This window comes from Paenibacillus pabuli NBRC 13638, from assembly GCF_001514495.1.
Lineage (GTDB): Bacteria > Bacillota > Bacilli > Paenibacillales > Paenibacillaceae > Paenibacillus > Paenibacillus pabuli.
Genome location: NZ_BCNM01000003.1, coordinates 86,658 through 110,313, shown reverse-complemented (window position 1 = coordinate 110,313; position 23,656 = coordinate 86,658). Strand labels below are relative to the sequence as shown.

14 protein-coding genes are annotated in these 23,656 nt (G+C 48.9%); 13 read left to right on the top strand and 1 reads right to left on the bottom strand.

What is annotated here, in order from left to right; genetic code table 11:
• Nucleotides 1–138 precede the first annotated feature (138 nt).
• Entirely contained in the window at nucleotides 139–1,560 is a 1,422-nt protein-coding gene (locus PPA03S_RS05965) for a family 43 glycosylhydrolase (RefSeq protein WP_062320843.1), read from the top strand.
• Between the two features lie 182 nt (nucleotides 1,561–1,742).
• Here the strand turns inward: PPA03S_RS05965 and PPA03S_RS05960 are convergent, their stop codons facing one another.
• Nucleotides 1,743–2,657, bottom strand: a complete 915-nt coding sequence (locus tag PPA03S_RS05960) for an AraC family transcriptional regulator (RefSeq protein WP_062320841.1) — start codon at nucleotides 2,655–2,657, stop codon at nucleotides 1,743–1,745.
• Nucleotides 2,658–3,028: 371 nt separating this feature from the next.
• Here PPA03S_RS05960 and PPA03S_RS05955 point away from each other — a divergent pair, with 371 nt between their 5' ends.
• The 12 genes from PPA03S_RS05955 to PPA03S_RS05900 all read left to right on the top strand — a co-directional run bounded on the left by PPA03S_RS05955 (nucleotide 3,029) and on the right by PPA03S_RS05900 (nucleotide 23,626).
• Complete coding sequence (locus tag PPA03S_RS05955) at nucleotides 3,029–3,904, top strand: fumarylacetoacetate hydrolase family protein (protein ID WP_062320839.1); 876 nt, start codon at nucleotides 3,029–3,031, stop codon at nucleotides 3,902–3,904.
• 21 nt (nucleotides 3,905–3,925) lie between these two features.
• Nucleotides 3,926–5,392 carry an alpha-ketoglutaric semialdehyde dehydrogenase GucD gene (gene gucD, locus PPA03S_RS05950; RefSeq protein WP_062320837.1) on the top strand — a complete coding sequence of 489 codons (1,467 nt, stop codon included), beginning with the start codon at nucleotides 3,926–3,928 and terminating at the stop codon, nucleotides 5,390–5,392.
• 16 nt (nucleotides 5,393–5,408) lie between these two features.
• A complete protein-coding gene (locus tag PPA03S_RS05945; RefSeq protein ID WP_062320835.1) occupies nucleotides 5,409–7,382 on the top strand; it encodes a YjhG/YagF family D-xylonate dehydratase in 1,974 nt (657 codons plus the stop codon).
• Nucleotides 7,383–7,460: 78 nt separating this feature from the next.
• Nucleotides 7,461–9,080, top strand: coding sequence for a glycoside hydrolase family 43 protein (locus PPA03S_RS05940; RefSeq protein WP_062320834.1), 1,620 nt, complete (start codon nucleotides 7,461–7,463; stop codon nucleotides 9,078–9,080).
• Nucleotides 9,081–9,262: 182 nt separating this feature from the next.
• On the top strand, nucleotides 9,263–9,907 hold the full coding sequence (locus tag PPA03S_RS05935; protein ID WP_062320832.1) for a Vat family streptogramin A O-acetyltransferase: 645 nt from the start codon (nucleotides 9,263–9,265) through the stop codon (nucleotides 9,905–9,907).
• A gap of 425 nt (nucleotides 9,908–10,332) precedes the next feature.
• Nucleotides 10,333–11,301, top strand: a complete 969-nt coding sequence (locus tag PPA03S_RS05930; protein ID WP_062320830.1) for a LacI family DNA-binding transcriptional regulator — start codon at nucleotides 10,333–10,335, stop codon at nucleotides 11,299–11,301.
• Nucleotides 11,302–11,452: 151 nt separating this feature from the next.
• On the top strand, nucleotides 11,453–12,409 hold the full coding sequence (locus PPA03S_RS05925; protein WP_062320828.1) for an ABC transporter permease: 957 nt from the start codon (nucleotides 11,453–11,455) through the stop codon (nucleotides 12,407–12,409).
• Nucleotides 12,410–12,421: 12 nt separating this feature from the next.
• Nucleotides 12,422–13,318, top strand: a complete 897-nt coding sequence (locus tag PPA03S_RS05920) for a carbohydrate ABC transporter permease (protein WP_062320826.1) — start codon at nucleotides 12,422–12,424, stop codon at nucleotides 13,316–13,318.
• 125 nt (nucleotides 13,319–13,443) lie between these two features.
• Nucleotides 13,444–15,060, top strand: a complete 1,617-nt coding sequence (locus PPA03S_RS05915; protein ID WP_062320823.1) for an ABC transporter substrate-binding protein — start codon at nucleotides 13,444–13,446, stop codon at nucleotides 15,058–15,060.
• A 105-nt stretch (nucleotides 15,061–15,165) separates the two neighbouring features.
• Nucleotides 15,166–16,668, top strand: a complete 1,503-nt coding sequence (locus PPA03S_RS05910) for a glycoside hydrolase family 32 protein (RefSeq protein ID WP_245683526.1) — start codon at nucleotides 15,166–15,168, stop codon at nucleotides 16,666–16,668.
• Nucleotides 16,669–16,694: 26 nt separating this feature from the next.
• A complete protein-coding gene (locus PPA03S_RS05905) occupies nucleotides 16,695–18,944 on the top strand; it encodes a GH32 C-terminal domain-containing protein (protein ID WP_411835233.1) in 2,250 nt (749 codons plus the stop codon).
• Nucleotides 18,945–19,144: 200 nt separating this feature from the next.
• Entirely contained in the window at nucleotides 19,145–23,626 is a 4,482-nt protein-coding gene (locus PPA03S_RS05900; protein WP_245683525.1) for a GH32 C-terminal domain-containing protein, read from the top strand.
• Nucleotides 23,627–23,656 lie beyond the last annotated feature (30 nt).

Below are 23,656 nucleotides of genomic sequence, written 5' to 3'. Positions count from 1 at the left end.
AGAGTCAGTCATTAATATCGAATGTTGAATATGATTATTGATCAATAATACTTTAGGATATGTCATTGCATCGAACAGTCAGAAACCTTACTTTTAAATAATCAAATGACTATATGTCTCTGCGAGGAGTGTAGCTGAATGAAGAAACAGGGGCTAAATCCATACCTTCCATCCTGGGAGTATGTTCCTGATAGTGAGCCTTATGTGTTTGACGGCAGAGTATATGTGTATGGTTCGCATGACCGGTTTAATGGACATGTCTTTTGTTTGAACGACTATATATGCTGGTCGGCGCCAGTGAACGACCTGGGGAATTGGCGAAATGAAGGTGTGATCTACCGAAAAACAGATGATCCGCTAAATCCGGATGGCAGTATGTGCCTTTATGCACCAGATGTTACGTTAGGTCCTGACGGACGTTATTATCTTTATTATGTGCTGGATAAAGTGCCGGTTGTTTCTGTGGCTGTATGCGATACACCTGCCGGAAAATTTGAATTCTACGGCTATGTAGAATATGCCGACGGCACTCGACTGGGAGAAAGAGAAGGGGACGAGCCTCAATTCGATCCCGGCGTATTCACCGAAGGACAGCATACCTACCTGTATACCGGTTTCTGTGCGCCTGGAGACCAATCGAGACATGGCGCGATGGTGACGGTGCTTGGTCCGAACATGTTGACGATTGTGGATGAGCCTGTATTCGTCGCTCCTAGTCAACCCTACAGCGAGGGCAGCGGATTTGAAGGACATGAATTTTTTGAGGCACCTTCCATCCGGAAGAGAGGGGACATCTACTACTTGGTTTATTCCTCGATCGTCATGCATGAATTATGTTATGCTACCAGCAAATTTCCAAACAGAGGGTTTGAATATCAGGGCGTTATCGTTAGCAACTGTGATCTACATATTGATTCCTATAAACCAGCTGACAAGCCGATGTATTATGGCGGCAATAACCACGGCAGCATTGTCGAAATAAACGGGGACTGGTACATTTTTTATCACCGCCATACGAACGGGGACGCATTCAACCGTCAGGGTTGTATCGAACGGATCTTTTTTGATGGGGTCGGAGCCATTTCTCAGGTGGAATTGACTTCCTGCGGCCTGAATGGGGGGCCACTTGAAGGAAAAGGGGAGTACCCTGCGTACCTTGCATGCAATCTTTTTACGAAAGATGATCAAGTGTATACTGGAGGTTTCGGACAGGGTGCATGGCTGGACAGCCGCTTTCCGAAGATTACCCAGGATGGAAGAGACGGCGATGAAGAGACCGGATATATTGCCAATATGGTGGAATCAGCCACGGCAGGTTTTAAATATTTCGATTGTAACGGAATCCGTCAGGTCACGGTCAAGGTGCGCGGATATTGTAATGGAGTCTTCGAGGTTAAAACCGCATGGGACGGTCCTGTGCTGGGAATGATCCCGGTACATTTTACGAATGAATGGAAAAAATATACGGCCGAAATAACGGTTCCGGATGGCAAACAGGCTTTGTATTTTACTTACAGGGGGTCGGGAGGAGCAAGCTTGGCCTCATTCACATTAGAATAAAAGGCTGAATATGATTCGATCTGCGTACAGACAGAGCAGCTGCTGGTAATCCAGCAGCTGCTTATTTAATTTGAACATCCGCAGCGTATTTTTTCGATCATATTTTTGTAACTGTAATGGCTTGATTCCCTATTGTGGGAAAAGTATTGTCTACAGTCTTTCCATTCGTATGAAAGGATACTTCAATCATCAGGATGGTCGGCTGCCGCAGCTTGCTGCGAATGGGTGCGGAATTCGCTTGGCGCGATGCCTGTCCACCGCTTGAACTGCCGGCTGAAATGCGCATGGGTCTTATACCCCAGCATCATCGCAATATGGTCAATGTTCAGGTCGGTTTGCTTTAACAGCCGCTGGGCTTCGTTCAGAAGGGTTTCTGATAAAAACTTGCGCGGTGCTGTGCCGTATACCTGCCGAAAAATTCGATTGACCTGTGACGGGCTAATGTTCAGCGACTTGGCAATGTCTTGGATCCAGGTTCGCTCGCTGTCCCGAATTTCACCATGAAGATGGATATATCTTACGGAATCCTCAATATGCTCGGCAATTTGATGGGCGATGGTTTCTTTTCTGGATAAGGTAATGGATGCGTTCTGAGATAACTGGCCGACCAGGGAGCCGAGCAATTCGAATACGGCAGCATGAACTTTCATCTGCTTGGAGGAAGACAGCGGGCTGGATAAGTGCTCTGTGGCCAGATCATATAGTGTACACAGTGAAGAGGACAGTCCCAGAGCTAAATTCGAATCTGCCGGATAATAAATGTCCCTGCAGCGGTTGAGTTCTCTGCAAAAGGAGGTATCGTGTACGCTGAAATGAACGGAAAAGTAAGTGAATCCCTGCGGTCCGGCACCGGTGCAGGAATGGGTCATACCGGGGCGGATGAACAGAAGGTCTCCAACAGACTGACTGTACAACTGTCCGTTGACCACCATGTTCATCTGACCATCCAGCATCCAGTGGATTTCATACATGGAATGCTCATGGGACGGATACGTCCAGCTGGAATCTACTTTTCTTGCATGCAGCCCCAATAATTGAAAAGACATGCGAACATCAGGCAGACGGCCTAAGTATACGGCTTCCGAGAGCTTGGTCACAGGAACCTCCTCGTCATGTTCTGTATTCCAACATCTTACCGTTTCGTCTATATCAATTGAACTAACTATTTACACAGAAACGGAGAGGACAGAAAAAACCTGAAAAAGCGAAGCGGTCGCCTTTATCACCGGATTTTCCCCTAGTGAAGAGGGAATCAAAAAAATCTGGGGATAACAGTGATTGGAAGGTTATTCTGTCATCGGAGTGTCCATGTAAATCATCTTTAGTTCAACTGATATAGATTCATCTTAACAGAAAAATAATGCGTGAAAAGGGTAAGTCGTTGGAGTGATTAGAACATCGTCATGTACTCTAGCTGGTGCTAAGGTAGTAATATCAACCCGATGGGGGAGAATGGGGGCAAGCTTGAATGAGAATTATTCGATTTCTGGACGGACAAGAGAAGTGGCTGGCAGCCGTTACGGATGATGAAAAGGCCTATCGTTTGCCACAGGCGGATTTTATGACTCTGATCTATCAAGCGAGGGAGCAGGGGATTTCACCCGTTCAACTGATTGAAAGCGCTCTTAAACCGTTAAATGAACTAACCGATGATTGGACTTCACTGCACCTGATTACGCCCGTGGAATCTCCGGAAGTATGGGCGGCGGGTGTGACTTATCAGCGGAGCCGTGAAGCGCGAAACTATGAAGCTACGGATGGAAAGCTGGATGCGGAGACCTTTTACGATAAGGTCTATGATGCAGAGAGACCGGAGATCTTTTTTAAATCCACAGCAGCCCGGACCGTCGGACCTAATGAGGCTGTCACGCTTCGCAGCGATTCCACTTGGCAGATCCCGGAGCCTGAGCTTGGATTGGTGCTTGCCGCTGATGGCAGCATTGTGGGGTACATCGTTGGCAATGACATGAGCTGCCGCGATATCGAAGGGGAAAACCCGCTGTATCTGCCGCAAGCAAAAATATGGCGCAATTCCTGTTCCATAGGTCCGGCTATTCGACTAGCGGAAACGGTGCAGAATCCCTATGAATTCAGTATCGTCTGTCGGATCTATCGTGAAGGAGAAATGGTCGTTAAGAGTGAAGCGAGTACGGGTGAATTAAACCGAAAGCTGGATGAGCTGGTCTCTTTCCTGGCGCGGGACAACGATCTGTTCGACGGCACGGTACTTTTGACAGGAACAAGCATTGTACCACCCAATGAGTTTACGCTTGAACCTGGGGACCGTATTGAAATATCCATCAGCGATATCGGGACACTGATCAACCCTGTCATATCAAACTAGTATATAAGGAGGATGAATGCCATGACCGCATTTCAGGTAGAGCAGACATACAGGAATTATATTAACGGGGAATGGGTGCAGGCTGTGTCCGGAGAAAGCGAACCCAGCATAAATCCGGCAAATCGGAATGAGGTCGTGGGGTATGTACCAGACTCGGGTGTTGAGGATCTGAACAGGGCTGTCGCAGCAGCCAAGGCAGCAGCGAAGGATTGGCGGAGGTTAACCGGTGCGGAGCGCGGTAACTATCTATTTCAGGCAGCAAATGTGCTGGAACGCCGGGCCGATGAGGTTGCGGAGGCAATGACAAGGGAAATGGGCAAAACACTCCCTGAAGCCAAAGGAGAGACAATGCGCGGAGTCGCCATCTTAAGATATTACGCTGGTGAAGGCATGCGAAAAACCGGCGATGTTATTCCTTCGACGGACAGTGAAGCGCTGATGTTTACGACCCGTGTACCGCTTGGCGTTGTGGGCGTTATTGCTCCGTGGAACTTCCCTGTAGCGATTCCGATTTGGAAGACGGCCCCGGCCCTGATTTACGGCAATACGGTTGTATTAAAGCCTGCACAGGAAACCGCCGTCACTGCGGCTAAAATATTGGAATGTTTTGAGGAGGCGGGCATTCCGGCTGGCGTTCTCAACCTTGTATGCGGCAGAGGCTCGGTAATCGGTTCCGCACTTGCTGAACATCCGGATGTGGGTGGAATTACATTCACAGGTTCCAATGAAGTGGGCAAGCGGGTCGGCGCCGCAGCGCTGGGAAGAGGGGCCAAGTACCAACTTGAAATGGGCGGGAAAAACCCGATCATCATCGCGGCAGACGCTGACTTGGATTTGGCTGTTGAGGCCACAATCAGCGGTGGCTTGAAATCGACGGGCCAGAAATGCACGGCCACCAGCAAGGTCATTATCGAACGAAAAGTATATGATGCCTTTAAAGAAAAGCTCCTATCGCAAATCCAGGAGATTCGACTGGGCGACGGTATGTCTTCCGGAAGCTGGATGGGTCCATGTGCGAACGAAGGACAGCTCAAGACCGTGCTGAGCTATATCCAAAAAGGACAGGATGAAGGAGCCGTTCTGCTGGCTGGCGGAAAAAGGGCGGACGGTCCAGGGCTTGAAGAGGGATTTTATGTCCAGCCGACCGTATTTGAAGGTGTCGAATCACATATGTCCATCGCCCGGGAAGAAATCTTCGGCCCTGTGCTTGCCTTGATGGCAGTAGATTCCCTAGAGGAAGCGATCGCAGCGGCTAACGATAGCGATTACGGCTTGAGTGCTTCCATCTACACGCAAAATGTTGGAGCTATGCTGTCTTTCATTCGTGATATGGATGCAGGATTGGTCAGAATCAATGCGGAAACGGCCGGCGTAGAATTGCAGGCTCCGTTCGGTGGAATGAAGATGTCTAGCTCACACTCCAGGGAACAGGGGCAAGCGGCCATCGAGTTTTTCACAGCGATCAAAACAGTCTTTGTGAAATCATAAACTGTGGGAGGGTCTCATGTACGAACAGATTATGTCGATTATGGGGAAGGAAGAGTCAGGCTGCCTCGATATCATAGCACATGCTCCAGGGGCAGCAGGACGTCTGCCTTTAACCGATGATTTGCTGCGCAATGCTCCAAGCGGCGACTTGTTCGGCATGTCCCAGAATGTTGGAATGGGCTGGAATCCCGGAGAATTGAATGGGAAACAGTTTCTGATCTTAAGTACGCAGGGCGGTATCCGCAATGAGGACGGCAGTCCCGCAGCTCTCGGTTACCATACGGGCCACTGGGAGGTCGGCTTGCTGATGAAAGCTGCCGCAGAAGAAATATCGAGCCGCGGAGGAATCCCGTTTGCCGGATATGTCAGTGACCCTTGTGACGGCAGATCACAGGGAACGACCGGCATGTTCGACTCGCTCCCGTACCGGAACGATGCCGCTATTGTGTTTCGCAGACTGATTCGCTCGCTGCCGACACGTAAAGGTGTGATCGGCGTTGCAACGTGTGACAAAGGTCTGCCGGCGATGATGCTAGCGCTTGCAGGCATGCCGCAGCTTCCGGGCGTGATCGTTCCCGGTGGCGTCACGCTTCCGCCCCTTGATGGAGAGGACGCCGGTAAAATACAGACCATCGGCGCACGGTACGTCAGCGGAGAACTCTCTTTGGAAATGGCGTCGGAGTTAGGATGCCGAGCCTGCGCTACACCAGGGGGAGGCTGTCAGTTTCTGGGTACTGCGGCAACAGCCCAGGTTGTAGCAGAAGCCATGGGCATGACGGTGCCGCATGCTGCACTTGCCCCTTCCGGGCAGCCCATCTGGTTCGAAATGGCGCGCCAATCCTCACGCGCACTGATACACATGGAGTCCCAGGGGATGAGGATGGCGGACATTGTCACAGATGCATCGATTCGCAATGCCATGACCGTTCATGCCGCGTTCGGCGGATCTACCAATCTGCTTCTTCACATACCGGCTATTGCCCATGCTGCGGGTTTAACTGTGCCTACGGTACAGGACTGGATACAGGTGAACAAGAATGTTCCGAGACTGGTTAGTGCCCTGCCGAACGGACCGATCTTCCATCCGACCATTCGGGTTTTTCAGGCCGGAGGTGTCCCCGAAGTCATGCTCCATCTCAGACAGCTTGGCCTGCTGGATGAGTCTGTACCTACAGTGACAGGTAGGTCATTGGGCCAGGTGCTTGATTGGTGGGAATCGTCGGAACGCCGTCATCTCATGCGCAAGCAATTGAAAGAGAAGGACGGCATTGATCCGGACAGTGTCATCATGAGTGTAGAGCAGTCGCAGCGTCTTGGGATTTCCTCGACCGTGACATTTCCAACCGGGAATATCGCTCCGGAAGGCTCTGTCATCAAATCTACATCCATTGACCCTGCTGTGCTGGATGAGCATGGCGTATATCGTCATCGTGGCCGGGCCAAGGTGTTTACAACCGAACGTGAGGCGATTCGTGCGATAAAAACAGGCGGTGTACTGGCCGGTGACGTTGTGGTCCTGCTCGGACGCGGACCTTCAGGGACCGGGATGGAGGAAACGTATCAGCTTACGTCTGCGCTCAAGCATCTGCCTTTTGGCAAATATGTGTCGCTCATCACGGATGCCCGGTTCTCCGGTGTGTCCACCGGAGCGTGTATTGGCCATGTTGGCCCCGAAGCACTGGCAGGCGGGCCGATCGGCAAGCTCCGGAACGGAGACTTGATTGACATCGTCGTGGATCGGGGCACGCTGGAGGGCAGCGTTAACTTTGTTGGAGAAGGGGAGACAGAGGTGTCTCCGGAAGAAGGAGCTCTCATTCTGGCACATCGAACCTTTCATCCGGATATGCGACCTGATGAAGATTTGCCGGATGATACCAGGCTGTGGGCTGCGCTGCAATCGGTCAGCGGTGGGACATGGAGAGGAAATGTGTATGATGTAGACCGGATCATAACCGCCCTGGAAGCTGGCAAAAAAGCGCTGGGGTGGTAAGGAAGTCAACCCATTTTAGTACATTTTCCTACCTGTTTTGTACAGATCATCACTTTCATACTGGAGGTTGCTACTATAATGAATATGATCACCAACCCCATTCTTCGCGGTTTTCATCCCGATCCGTCCATATGCAGGGCGGGGGAAGATTATTATATCGCCACTTCCACCTTCGACTGGTTTCCGGGTGTACGGATTCACCATTCCCGGGATCTGGTGCATTGGCGACCGATCGCTTCTCCACTGACACGCATCACACAGCTGAACATGGAAGGAAACATTAATTCCGGAGGCGTATGGGCTCCCTGCCTAAGTTACGACAACGGCATGTTCTACCTCATCTACACCGATGTTAAAAGCCGGGTAGGCGCTTTTAAAGACACCCACAATTACCTTGTGACAGCATCGGATATCGAAGGCCCTTGGTCCGAGCCGGTGTATCTGAACAGCAGCGGCTTTGATCCTTCCTTATTTCATGATGAAGACGGACGCAAGTGGCTGGTTAATATGATATGGGATCACCGTAAGGGCAAAAACCGGTTTTCAGGCATTGTACTCCAGGAATATTCCATCCGGGAACAAAAGATGGTCGGACCTGCTGTTAATATATTTAAGGGAACCGAATTAGGGCTGACGGAGGCGCCGCATCTGTATAAGCACAATGATTATTATTATTTAATAACGGCTGAAGGGGGAACGGGTTATGAGCATGCGGTTACGGTAGCACGTTCCCATTCGTTACAAGGCCCTTATGAGGTCGATCCGACCAATCCAATCCTCACGTCATACGGAAGGCCCGATTTAGATCTGCAAAAGGCCGGTCACGGCAGTCTCGTCGAAACGCACACCGGCGAATGGTACATGGCCCATCTGGTCGGCCGACCAGTGAATCAAAAATATTGCATACTTGGACGTGAGACCGCTCTTCAGCAGTGCACTTGGAGCGAGGACGGCTGGTTGAGGCTTGCAGGCGGTGACCGATATCCCCAGGTTCAGGTGCCTGCACCGAAGATCAAGGCACATCCATTTGAGCCGGCAGCGGCAATGGACCACTTCGATCAATTCGAGCTCCGGAACGATTGGAATACACTTCGTATACCACCGGATCCGACCTGGCTCAGCCTGACGGAACGTCCCGGTTACTTGCGCTTACGCGGAACGGAGTCCATGAGCTCGACGCACAGGCAGAGCATGGTCGGCCGGAGACTGCAGGCTTTTAATTGTGAAGCCGAAACCTGTCTGGAATTTGCGCCAGACCATCCACAGCAAATGGCCGGATTGATTCTGTATTATGATACCAAAGACTATCTCTATTTACGGGTAACTTATCATGAAGAGAAGGGACCGTGCTTGGGAATTATTCAATCCAGGTATGGGATATATGACGAACTAATAGAAGATATCCCATTAGAATCTGTGAATAGAATTCGGTTAAAGGTTGTGGTCGATCGCGATCGTGCCTGCTTTTATTATGCGTTAGATGATGATCCATCCTGGTATCCGGCAGGCGGGTGGATTGACATCACACATCTGTCCGATGAATCACCGGAATATATCCGGTTTACGGGAACCTATATCGGTCTTTGTGCGCAGGATCTGGGTGGGACCCGGAAACTCGCGGATTTTGATTACTTTGTATATAAAGAATTGAACTACCAAACGGCCTACGCCGATACGGATATACATCCTCATAATTAGAACCCAGACCAAAATAGAGGCGACTTCCCTTATGAGGGGAGCCGCCTTGTTGTTGGTTAAGGAAAAGGAAACCCGTTCCTCGCCTTCCATGCCATCATAAATTTCTATCAGCAGCATTCTTCTTGAAATCTATAAGACACGTTATTCTTTCTGGTACAATGAGGAAAAAGGAGGGGACAGATATGGCTCCCGATAAAACCAAGCTTTTCCCAAACGAGAATATCCGAACCGTCTGTTACATTCAAAATTTGCCGCAGCGCCCCAATGTCGACATCGGTGACTATACGTACTATAGTGACAACAGTCATCCACCCGAGCAATTTTATGACCGCATTCAGCATCATTATGATTTCCTGGGTGATCGTCTGGTGATTGGCAAGTTTTGTGCAATTGCCGAAGGCGTGACATTCATTATGAATGGTGCCAATCATCGGATGGAGGGGATGACGACCTATCCATTCAATATTTTCGGTGGGGGTTGGGAGAGAGTGACACCTACGCTGGATCAACTGCCTTTTAAGGGAGATACTGTATTGGGGAACGACGTCTGGGTTGGGCAGAATGTAACTATCATGCCCGGTGTAACCATCGGAGACGGTGCGATCGTCGCTTCCAATGCGACAGTCACCAAGGACATCGAGCCCTACACCATTGTAGGAGGCAACCCGGCCAAGCCAATCAAACAGCGCTTCAATGATGAGATCATTGCTTTGCTGCTGGAGCTGAAATGGTGGGATCAGGATGAGGCGTGGCTGGACGCACATTTGGAACAACTGGTCTCTACATATGATCCGCAGACATTGCGTGAGCTGCTGAAGAGCAAGTAGGTTGGCGAACAAGAATTGATTTGCAAAAACGAAGCTATGGCTGGTTCCTGACGGAGCCAGCTTGTTTTATTTTGGAATCCATATGCTCATCATCACCATCATACTTCATGGAACCTTGCATACCCACGCTAAGCCCCTGGATGGAAGAGGTCAAGAGAGCTAATCCATCAGTGCACTGTTGTTTCTGCCTTTGGGAAGTATCGCTGCCCGGCGCTATTGTCTGTACGCCAAAGTTCAGCGTTTCAAAGCAGAAGTGTAGAGCAAAGTGGCCGAGTGATGGTACCTGTGAACGCTTTTCTAGAAGCTTTGGGTGCGAAAGTGTGTGAGGTATAAAATTGTTGATTTAATGTTTTCGAAAAAATATTGAAACGTTTCCAATTAGGTGTTATTATGAATTCCATCAGAGAGATAGGCGGGGGGGTTAGATGTCAAGTATTAAAGATGTAGCCAGCTTAGCTGGTGTAGCTGTAGGAACCGTGTCCCGTGTTATTAACAATTCGGGCGCCGTTAAACCCGCAACACGCAGAAAAGTCGAGAAGGCCATACAAGAGTTGAATTATATCCCTAATGAGATTGCCCGAAACTTCAAAATGCGGAAGTCCAAGATGGTAGCCCTGCTGCTCCCGAGTATCTGGCATCCTTTTTTTTCCGAACTGGCTTATTACATTGAAGATGAGCTGGATCGGGAAGGTTTCAAGCTCATGCTGTGCAATAGCGGTGGCAAACCTGAAAAGGAATTATATTATCTGGATATGCTCCAGCAAAACAAAGTGGCGGGTATTGTCGGCATTACGTACAACGATATCGAAAATTACGTCAGCAATGACATTCCGATTGTCAGTATCGACAGACACTTCAACAAGAAAATCACATGTGTTACGTCGGACAATTATGAAGGAGGGCGTCTGGCGTTAAGGGAACTTGTCAAAGCAGGAGCCAAAAAACCTGCTTTTATGGGGAGTGTCACTTCTGTTTTCAGTGAAACCATGAATCGGAGAGAAGGTTTCATTCAGGAAGCCAGAACCATGGGGGTTGACTACATTGTATACGAGAAGCCAGACCCGGTTTTGGATGATGATGCCTATTATGGTGAGTTTCTAAAAGAGCATGGGGATGTGGATGGTATTTTTGCCATTACGGATATGTTCGCCGCCAAATATATAGAAAGAGCCGGCAGGCAGGGCATTCGCGTTCCGGAGGATGTAAAGGTCATCGGATATGATGGCATTCAGGATCATCCTTATTTCCATCCAATATTGTCAACGATCAGACAACCTGTAGAGGAGATGGCACGTACGACGATCAGGCTGCTCTACAAAAAGATCGATGGGGAACCATTGGACCGGGAAGTTTATCGTCTTCCAGTCATATTTAGACAAGGTGAAACGACTTGATGGTTCCTGAGAACAAAAAGCTTCACCGGGTGGATTAGCCGGGTGACGTTTTTCTCATGTTGAATTGGAAACGTTTCAATTATAATGGAAGCGCTTCATATAAATTGGAAACGTTTCAATAACAAATAATAATTTTACGAAGAAAGGGAGTATGACGGTGATTTCACAAGATTCCGGAGGAGAACAAACCCTGATCAAAGAAAATCGTAAAACTTGGAGTCGAATTAAACGCAACTATGAACTGTACCTGTTCCTGCTGCCGATCATTCTGGTTTACCTCCTGTTCAAGTACTACCCGATGTACGGAGTACAAATTGCATTTAAGGATTTTTCACCAAGCCAGGGCATTTGGGGCAGCGAATGGGTGGGATTCCGGCATTTTATTGATTTTTTCAATTCTTATAACTTCTGGACGATCATGAAAAATACGCTGACACTCAGTTTTTTATCGCTTGTGTTCAGCTTCCCGGCTCCTATTATTATCGCGATCATGCTGAATCAGATGTTGGGCAAGGGATACAAGAAATTTATCCAGACCGTCATTTATGCGCCGCACTTTATTTCTACCGTTGTACTCGTCGGTATGCTCCATGTTTTTTTATCGCCAAACAGCGGAATCGTGAACCTTATCATTTCCTGGTTCGGTGGAGAGCCGATTCTCTTCATGGCCGACGAAGGCTGGTTTCGTCCTTTGTACATTTTGTCAGGGGTATGGCAAGAGACCGGTTTCGCCACAATTATTTACCTGGCTGCCCTTGCCGGGGTTAATCCCGAATTGCATGAAGCCGCGATTATGGATGGAGCAAGCAAATGGAAGCGTGTATGGTACGTGGACATTCCGTCCATCTTGCCGACAATTGTCATCCTGCTCATTCTTGCACTCGGGAACGTTATGAGCATCGGTTTCGAGAAAGCATTTCTTATGCAAAGTGATCTGAACTATGCCACCTCCAATATTATCCCGACCTATGTATACGAATTGGGGATTCAGAAGGCACAGTACAGCTTTTCTACAGCGGTCGGACTGTTTAACTCCGTCATCAACATCATCCTGATTGTCACCGTTAACCGAATTGCCAAAAAATTAACCGAAACCAGTTTGTGGTAGGGGGGATTGACTTTGAACCAATTTTTGAAGAGAAAAAGCAGAGGAGACGCATGGTTTGACGCTATCAACTATTTCTTCTTGACCGTCGTTATGCTGCTTGTATTATTTCCGCTGTATTTTGTGCTGATTGCTTCATTCAGTGATCCCAATCTAATTTATTCTGGGGAAGTATGGTTATTACCAAAGGGATTCACACTCGACGGCTATGAACGAATATTCAATGACTCCTCCATATGGATCGGGTATGCCAACTCCATATTATACGCTGGCGTAGGAACCTTGATCGGAGTAGCGGTTACCGTATTTGCAGCTTATCCGTTAGCACGAAAGGATCTGGTTGGAAGGTCGGTCATCATGTGGTTTTTGCTGATCACCATGTTTTTTAGCGGCGGGTTGATTCCGACGTATTTGTTAATCAAGGATCTTCACATGCTGAACACGATCTGGGCGCTTGTAATCCCGGGTGCCGGTGGCATAATGAACGTCATTATCGTAAGGACATTCTTTCAGTCCGCCATCCCGGATGAAATGCGGGAAGCAGCGTCGATCGACGGTTGTTCCAACACCAGATTTTTCTGGAGTATTGTGTTGCCTTTATCCAAGTCCATTTTAGCTGTCATGGTGCTATACCATGTTGTCGGCTTCTGGAATGGTTTCTTTGACGCTTTGATCTATTTGAACGACGAAAGCAAATATCCGCTTCAACTGGTGCTTCGCAACATACTCGTCCAGAATCAGGTAAGCTCCGGCATGATGGTGGATGTCGAATCCTACGCAGCGAAGATGCGCGTAACGGAACTGATTAAATATGGAGTCATCATGGTATCCAGTCTGCCGCTGCTGATTTTGTATCCTTTCCTGCAAAAGTACTTTGTCAAAGGCGTAATGATCGGCTCGATCAAGGGATGATGTTGTCATAGTACTTGAAAGGGGGGATGTGCAGCAGAATCAATATATCTGCATCCAGATCACTATAGAGAAAGACAAGGTAAGATATTCAACTTGTGGAATGATCTTGAGGGAGGTTATGTACGATGAAATCTGTATTCAAAAGAGCAGGGATTCTTATGATGGCCGGAGCTTTTGCGCTGAGTGGATGTTCAGGAGACTCCAAGAACCAGTCGGAAAATTCCGATCAGGCTGCGAGTTTTAACAAAACGGGTCTTCCAATTGTGAATGAACCAGTATCGTTAAGGATGGTATCCCCGAAAGCTGCTTTGGCACCGGAGTACTCGCAAATGGAAATTTTCAAGCAGCTGGAAGAGCAAACCAACGTTAAGATCGAGTGGGAGAACATTCCGGATACCGATTTTACCGAGAAGAAAAATTTGCTGCTGGCCAGCGGAGATTTACCTGACGCTTTTTATGGAGCCGGATTCTCGGATTACGAGCTGGTTAATTACGGCACAGACGGAACGATCCTTCCACTGGAGGATTTAATCGATCAATATGCGCCTAACCTGAAAGCGCTTTTAGAACGCAGGCCTGACATCAAATCCTCGATCACGGCACCGGATGGGCATATTTACGGACTGCCTTCCTGGGAAGAGAACAATCTTGGAACGAACCCCTTCTTTCACGTTATTAATAAAAAATGGCTCGACAAGCTGGGGCTGAAAATGCCGCAGACACTGGATGAATATACGGAAGCATTAGTTGCCTTTAAAACACAGGATCCAAACGGTAACGGCAAGGCCGACGAAATTCCGCTGAGCTTTATGCATATGCAGTGGTGTATGGACATTGCTGGGATATTCGGAGCATTTGGACTTCCGGATAACATGGAACATCGGGTCGTCCGCGACGGAAAAGTGATCTTTACTGCTACGCAGCCTGAATATAAGGAAGCGTTGAAATATTTTAATGAAAAATGGTATAAGCAGGGCTTGATTGATCCTGAATCGTTCACCCAGGACGCTGCTCAGTATCTGGCCAAAGGGAAAACAACAATCGAAACGCTCGGCTCCTATATCTGGTGGGAAGTTGATGAGGTGGTCGGACCGGAGCGAAGCAAGGATTATGCTTTGCTGTCCCCGCTCAAAGGACCGGACGGGGATCAATCGATCGGTCGCGGCAATGGTGGCGGCCCAGGACGCGGTGCTTTCGTGATCACTAAAGAGAACCAGAATCCGGAAATCACAATGCGTTGGATCGACCAGCAGTATGAACCGTACATGGCTGCACAAATCCACTGGGGCCCGCTGGATGTCGTATTCAAGAAGGATGAGAATGGGAAATTGGTAAACCTGCCGATTCCTGAGGGCACTTCCGCGGGCGAATTCCGTCAAAAAGTGGCTCCAGGCGCAGGCGGCCCTGGCGTCATTACCATCGAAGATTTGGGAAAAGTAGTAGATCTGGAGCCTAGAGCCCAGCAGCGCGTTAAAGACTTGGAGAAATATTACGATCCCTATATGGAAGAGGAAAACTACCCGAGTATCTTCTTTGAGCCGGAGGAACTGGACAAAATCAATCGAATTGAGCCCGAATTGATTAAATATGTAAATACCCAGCGAGGAAAATTCATTGTTGATGGCGGCGTGGATGAGCAGTGGGACAGCTATGTGAAGAACCTGGATAAGATGGGATTGAACGAATTGATGGAGATCTATCAAAATGGGCTGGATCGTTATAACGCAAGTTTAAACAAATAATTAAACAAATCGAGAATCATGGAATTAACAAGACGGGAAGGGGCTCTTCAATCTATGCCGAAGACTGAGGAAATTAATAAGATAATGGAGTCAAATAAACAGCTTATGGATGAGAGATTTAGACCGGGATATCATTTTTCGCCTCCATCCCACTGGATGAACGATCCGAACGGATTAGTCTATTACGAGGGAGAATATCATCTGTTTTATCAACATCATCCCTATAGTAATAAATGGGGGCCGATGCACTGGGGCCATGCCGTAAGCCATGATCTGATTCATTGGCAGCATGAACCTATCGCTCTGTTCCCAGACGAGCATGGGGCCATTTTTTCTGGTTGCTGTGTGGTTGACTTTAATAACAGCAGCGGACTGTTCGCAGGCACCCATGGATTGATTGCGATCTTTACCCATGCGGATACTTGTCCAGAGACCGGGCAGCCGCGCCAGAGGCAAAGCTTGGCTTACAGCAGCGATAAAGGCAGAACCTGGCATAAATATGAGGGGAATCCGGTTCTTGCCGAACCTGATCTGGTAGACTTCCGGGACCCGAAAGTGTTCTGGCATGCACCAAGTGAGCGGTGGGTTATGACCATTGTAGCGGGAGATCATACTCGGTTTTATGGATCGGAAAATTTGCGTGAATGGACATTAACAGGGGAATTCGGGCAAGAGGAAGGCTCGCATGATGGCGTTTGGGAATGTCCGGATCTCTTTGAATTGCCAATCGATGACAGTGGGCGGTCCAAATGGGTACTTATCATTAGCATTGGGGATAACCCTGCCTTTCCGGAAGGATCACGCACGCAATATTTTATCGGAGAGTTCGACGGAAAGACATTCATCAACGACAATTCGGCTGATCATATCATGTGGTTGGATCACGGTCGGGACAACTATGCAGGGGTCACTTGGTCGAATATGCATGATCAAGACGGACGACGCGTGATCATCGGTTGGATGAGCAACTGGAAATATGCCAACGAGACGCCAACCGGAGACTGGAGAGGCGCAATGACTCTGCCTCGCGCCTTGTCACTGACCAGTCGGGACGAGGGCATCGTGCTAACCCAAATGCCTGTCCGGGAAATAGAACAGCTGCGGAAAGAGTCGATAAGCTGGTCTGATGTCACGGTTACGCAGGAGATCCCGTTTATGATAAAGACAAAGGATGATCTACTGGAGATTGAAGCGGACATCGATATTCGAACTGCGGGCGAGGTTCATATCAAAATTCAATCGTCCGGGCAGAGTGAGACCATCATCGGCTATGACCCTGTGCGCCAATGGCTATTCATCGACCGTTTCAAATCGGGCATGACTGATTTTCATCCATCATTCGCATGCCAGCATGGGGTCAAGCTGGTTCCGGTAAATGAGAAAATCAAGCTGCATATCTGGCTGGATCGCAATGCGGTGGAAGTGTATGCGAATCAGGGCCTGGTTGTTTTGACGGATCAAATTTTCCCGGATGCAACGATGAATAGGATTTCAATAGGAACGAATTCAGGGCAGGTTGTATTGAGCTCGCTTCATATCCATGCTCTTCAGTCTATTCATATTCCCAATGGAACTACAGAACAGACATTAGGGAGGGATGAAGCGTGAGTCAAATATCAGACAGTCAGCGGCTGATGATGTATTGGGCCTTTGATGAGGGAAGCGGAGCCAGCGCTTTGGAGAGCATATCTCAAGTACAGGATGATATTCAGTACGTATTCAATCAAGCCGAGTTTACGGAATCCTGCGATCCGCAGTGGAGACAGGGAGTAATGGGGAGCGGGCTCCTCTTCGATGGTTACTCGACTTATATTGCCCATTCGGTCAATGAGGGAGAACCGAACGGCAAGCAAAAATATCGATCAGCGCTAAGCATTGGAGTATGGGTAGCACCGCGCTCTTATGAATGGGGCTCTGAGGGCAAGTTGTCTGCCATTGTGAACCACCACAACATGGATCGCAAGCAGGGGTATCTGCTTGGGATGTACCGTCATGGCTCCTGGTCCTTTCAAGTCGGGCTTGAAGGAGGGGACTGGAAGGAAGTTTGGTCGCCGGACGGTCATGAACTGCCCAAGAATGAATGGTCTTACGTGAATGCAGTATTCGACGGGACCCAAGGAGAAATGAAGCTGTATTTAAATGGCAGGGAAATCGCTTCGGCTGATCTGCCCCCCGGTTCTCGCCTGGCCGAGGCGGTGGACACGGAGCTGCTCATCGGCAAAAACAATCACAGCAGCCTCCTGGCGGAAGTGTTCAGCCTTCACATGTTTAGCGGTATCCTCGATGAACTCAGGGTTTATAATCGGGCCCTGAGCGAGGAAGAGGTGGTCGCTTCCTACCGGCACGTGTTGGATACCGCCTATGGAGGAGCCCATCCGTCATTAACGTATGATGAGATCAAGCTGGATCGGACGCCACTGCTGCCGGATCGGCATAGACCGCAGTATCATGTCAGCCCGCCGGCTCATTGGATGAACGAGCCCCATGCGCCGATCTATTTTGACGGTCAGTATCATTTATTCTATCAGCATAACCCCCTTGGGCCGTTTTTTCATCAGATCCATTGGGGACATTGGGTAAGTAAGGATCTGGTGCATTGGCGTGATCTTCCTGTGGCATTAGCCCCTGAAAATGATCAGCTCGCACCGGACGGGATCTGGTCGGGAAGCGCGACATATGATGCAGATGGCCTGCCTGTCTTATTCTTTACGGCGGGCAATGACAGTGCTTCGCCCAATCAGAGCGTGGCGCTTGCCCGAAGCACCTATTCTCGGGATGGAGATCCGGATTTGGTTCACTGGGTCAAACACGCGGAGCCGTTGATCGTGCAGAAGAAGGGCATGGGTGTATTCGGAGATTTCCGGGATCCGTTCGTGTGGAAGGACGATGACGAATGGTTTGTCTTGGTCGGGTCCGGGATCGAAGGCGAAGGTGGAGCAGCGCTCGCATTTGCATCACAGGATATGCTGAATTGGACGTACAAAGGGTCATTATTTAAAGCGGATATTCAGAAATTCCCTTATCTTGGACCCATCTGGGAGCTTCCTGTGCTTCTTCCCCTTGGCAGCGACAAGCAGGGAGTGAACAAGCATCTTCTATTGGTGAGTCCAGTGGGACAGGGAGCGGATGTCGAGGTATTCTATTGGACCGGGAAGCTTGACAAACAAAATCTATCATTCATTCCCGATCAAGAGGAGCCGCAATTGATTGATGTCGGTGATTTCCATTTTACCGGTCCGAGCGGAATGGTTGATCCGAAGACCGGCCGAAAGATTGTGTTTACGATAGCGCAAGGTGACCGGACGTCCGAGCTGGAATATCAATCGGGCTGGGCTCATAATGGCGGCTTGCCGTTAAGCGTGTATTTGAGGGATGACGGACGGCTGGGAATTGAGCCGATTGAAGAGCTCCAATCCTTGCGTGGTGCCAAGCGTTTATCGCTCCGGGACAAATCATTGGCTGAGGCTAATATGCTGCTGGGGGATGTACAAGGAGACATGCTTGAGATTCAACTGGAGATGGAGCCTGGCAGGGCCAAACAACTCGGCATCAAGGTCCGGTGTACGCCGGATAACGAAGAAGAAACCCTGCTGTATTATGATTGGAATCAATCAATGCTCTTGGTCGATCGAACGAAAACGACGCTTCATCCGGGAGAAAAGTGCCGAGGGATCCAAGGCGGTAAGCTGGAACTGCTAGGGGAGAATTTAAAGCTTCATATTTATTTGGACCGCTCCATGGTCGAAGCCTATGCAAACGGATTGAAAAGTCTGACGACCCGGGTGTATCCAAGCCGTAAAGATGCTTTGGGGCTTGAGATCTGGGGAGATGGGGAATTGTTGGTTAAATCGATGGATATATGGGAGATGAAATCCATTTGGTAAAAAGAGCGCTTAGGCGCTCCTTACCCTTTGGATAAAGGAGCAAAGCTCAAAAAATTTGTACTCTGAAGTTTAGAAGCGCTCCACATATACGTTTATCTTTTCTCTCCTTCCTTCATGACTATTCATTCTTGTTACAGGGGGAGCATGCGAAATCCGGTATCGATGTTTTCTGAATATGAAATCATGGAGGAGGATCTTGAATGAGGAATGTAATAACAAGGAAAACCTGGATCTCCAGAATGGTCATATGGGTAATACTTCTCCAGCTTGTTGCTCCTGGAATATCGGCTGCAGCCGAAGTTGGAATGGATGCTCGGGAGGCGTTAACCCCTAAGGCTAACGAGGGGTTGCCAGTTACGGATACAGTCTATCAAATTCAGAACCCGGGCTTTGAAACCGGGGATATGTCAGGCTGGACGGTTGTCAGAGGCCAAGCGTTCGGTCAGGACAGCGTATCGGACGAAACGACTTGGTGGGCTGAACAAATCCCTTACAATCAGGAAGGGACTTATCATCTAAACGGTTGGAAGCATGACGAGGCAGCGACCGGCGTGCTTCGTTCGAGCACCTTCGAGCTGGGCGGCAGCGGCTGGATCAGCTTCAAGCTTGGCGGTGCCAAAAATCCAAACAAGGCATATGTAAATATCGTGGAATCCCAGACGGGGCAAGTCATTGCCCGGTATAGCAATAGCGCCTTCGCTGACGTTGGCTTCCCGAATCCCGATCAGGGTCTGCGGCTTGCCAATATGGAGCAATATAAGGCGGATCTTTCCGAATATTTGGGCAAAAAGCTGTATGTGGAGATCGTCGACAACGCAACCACGGATTGGGGCGTGATCTTTGCGGACGCCTTCTTTATGTACCATGAAGCCGAGCCAGCTGAAGGAATTGCCGCCGAGGATATCAAGCCAGATTTCAAACGCTATCAAATTGAGAATCCCAGCTTTGAATCCGGGACCTTAACAGGCTGGACGGTTGTAGAAGGCGAAGCATTTGGACCGAACAGCGTGTCGGACGAAACCACCTTTTGGGTTGAACAAATCCCGTATAACCAGGAAGGCACTTATCATTTAAACGGATTGAAGTATAACGAGGCTGCAACAGGTAAGCTTCGCTCCAGTACCTTTGAGCTGGGCGGAACAGGCTGGATTACCTTCAGACTGGGCGGAGGCAAGCATACGGATCAAGTTTATGTGAGCGTCATCAATGCAGACACAGGTGAACTGATTGCCAGGTACGGCAACACCGAATTTAACGAGTCCGGGTTCCCGGATCCGGCACAGGGCCTGAGACTCGCGAATATGGAGCAATATAAAGCCGATCTTTCCAAGTATATCGGTAAGAAGCTGTATGTGGAGATCGTCGATAATGGGCACTCGGATTGGGGAGTAATCTTTGCGGACGCCTTCAATACCTTCAATGAACTCGTACCGGAAGAAGGAGTTATGGCAGATAACATTATGCCGACCGAAATCCAGAATCCTAGTTTTGAAACCGGAAATTTAGACGGCTGGACCGTTGAAGGTAACGCTTTTCAAGTGACTAATGAAGCTGGGGCCGGCAAAGAAGGTAACTTTTATGCCAAGTCCTCCTTGGAAGGGCAGGGCTCGATTACCTCTAGTACCTTCACGCTTCAGGGAACCGGGACTATTAACTTCACTGTTTTAGGCATCGACAATCCGGAGGACGCCTACGTCGCACTTTATGATGCGAGTACCAATGCGTTACTTGAGAAGACCGGAGATGCCAGTGCGAACGAGAAGATTTCCTGGAAAATGCAGGAACACTACAATAAGAGACTTTACGTCAAAGTTATCGATCAATCCAATCAAGCACGTATCTCCGTTGATGCTTTTCAAGCGAATAGTAAGGGAACCATTTTCTACATGAATCTTGATGAAGACGCAGGAAAAAAGGCGCTTGAGCAAGTAAGCAATCTTGAGCATGCTGTAAACTACGTGTTTAATAATGCCAGGTATATGGACTCCAAAGATCCAAGATGGACTCCGCGCGGAGTAAAAGGTGGCGCCTTGCTATTCGATGGATACTCAAATGATATCGAGGTCAACGCAAAGGATGCCGTTCCAGTAAGTGACGCGTTAACGCTTGAAGCTTGGGTCGCTCCGCGCAGCTACGAATGGGGAGACGGAAACAAGCTGTCTGCTATCGTGAACCAGTCTGATCAGGATAAGACGGAAGGGTTCGCTTTGGATATGTACCGGCACGGCACATGGTCCATGCAGGTCGGAATTGGCGGACAGTGGATTCAGGTATGGGTCAAAGACCATCCACTCGAAAAATACAAATGGAATTACGTAGCAGCTACGTTCGACAAAAAGGACGGAATCATTAAATTATATCTAAATGGTCAGGAAGTAGCTTCTCAAGCAACCCCTGTCAACGTTCCGATTTCACCTTCTAAAGAAAAGCTGATTATCGGAAAAAACAATAGATCTGCAGAGTTTGCGGGATTGTTCTCCTACAATATGTTCAGCGGACTTATCGATGAAGTGAAACTGCAGAACAAAGCGCTCACAGGTCAAGAGATCCTTGCTGAGTATGAGGATGTGAAGGCGCTTCACGGCGGGGCGGTTCCGGAAATTCCAAATGGTGACATTGACGAGGATCCTAGTGTGTTTGACGGTGATCAGCACCGTCCGCAGTACCATGCAATGCCTCCGCAAAACTGGATGAATGAAGCGCATGCACCGATTTATTATAACGGTAAGTATCATTTATTTTATCAGCATAACCCGCAAGGTCCATTCTGGCATCAAATCCATTGGGGACATTGGGTTAGTGACGATATGGTGCATTGGGAAAATGTGAGGCCTGCACTTGCACCAGAAGCGGGAACTCTTGATCCGGACGGTGTATGGTCAGGTAGCGCAGCGTACGACCGTGACGGCAATCCTGTTCTGTTCTATACCGCTGGCAATGACTCTTTGTCACCAAATCAAAGAACGGGCCTGGCGACTCCAGCTGATCTGTCGGACCCAAATTTGGAGCAATGGGTGAAATATCCTGAGCCGGTAACGGAGCAGAACGGCAATGGCATCCATAATGAGTTTCGCGACCCTTTTGTATGGTATGACCAAGAGACCGACAAGTGGTATCAGCTGGTGACATCCGGTCTTCAAGACTTCAGCAGTGGTACAGCTTTGGTGTACGTGTCTGACGATATGCACAACTGGGAGTATAAGGTTCCTTTGTATGTTAGTGACAGAAATATTTATCCGGAGCTCGGTACGGTATGGGAACTGCCGGTATTATTGCCGCTAGGTGAGGATAGTGCAGGAAAACAAAAATACATTTTCATGATTAATCCCCATGAGAAGCCGGAGCAGGTTCCTCCAGCTGACGATGTGCAAAGAGATGTTGAAGTCTTTTATTGGATTGGAACCTGGGATAGAGATAACTTCAAGTTTATACCTGATCAGGACGCTCCCTCCAAAATGGATGTGGGGGATGGTTATTTGACCGCAGAGAGCGGGATGGTTACACCAGACGGAAGAACGGTCGTATACTCCATGGTGCAAAATGTAAGAACGCCGCAGGCTGAATATCAGGCTGGATGGGCTCATAATCTGGCACTGCCGGTTTCCCTGAGCTTGGATGAACATGATGAATTGCGCATTGAGCCCATTGAGGAATTGCAGAGTCTCCGTGGAGATAAGGTGGTTGATTTCTCCGACAAAAATTTGGCTGCCGCCAATCAATTGATCCACAATGTCAAAGGCGACATGCTGGAGATTGTGATGGAAATTGATCCGGGCGAAGCCCAGAAATTCGGTCTCAAAGTGCGGCGCTCCGATAACGGCCAGGAGGAAACGCTGATTTACTATGACAAGACGAACGGGACCTTCAATGTTGACCGGACTAAAAGCAGCATTGATCCGGATGTGCGCGTGGACGGGATTCAAGGCGGATCCGTGGATCTGGACGGAGAGAACCTGAAACTGCATATTTTCCTTGACCGTTCGGTTGTTGAAGCTTTTGCTAATTATAAGAAAAAGCTGACAACACGCGTCTATGTAGGCCGGTACGACTCCTTGGGCTTGCAGGTTTGGGCCGACAACGATATTACAGTCAAGTCGATGGAAGTATGGAATATGAATGCCTTGACGGGTGAACCGGCTGCTTCGGTCGATGTGCCTGACAACTGGGACAATTCGGTGTATACCGATATTAAAGATCTGCCTAACCATGATTTTGCTACAGGAGACTTAACAGGTTGGATTACTGAAGGAGACGCCTTCCAGGATGTCCATGTGACCGATGCCAAGTTCTTCTGGGACACGATCTACTTCAATCCTTCGCATAAAATTCCAGGTGGCTATCATTTGTGGGGCTTCAACGAGGAAGCTGGCGGAGACAGCTTAACGGGAACAATGAAATCGCAGAATTTCGTCCTTGGCGGGAACGGCAAGATCAACTTCCTGGTCAGCGGCGGGCGTGATATCGATAAGTTGTATGTTGCGCTGGTCCGGGCATCGGACGGCAAAGAACTATTTAAAGAAACCGCCACCAACTATGAGGAGTATCAACGGAAGATTTGGGATGCGTCGGAGTATATCGACCAGGAGCTTTACATTAAGGTGGTTGATGAATCCACAGGCGGCTTTGGACATATTAACGTTGATGATTTCAATGTACCGGTTAAGGTGCAGAATCCAACTTGAAAGGATTAACAAATAACTGGTAAGAGGAGA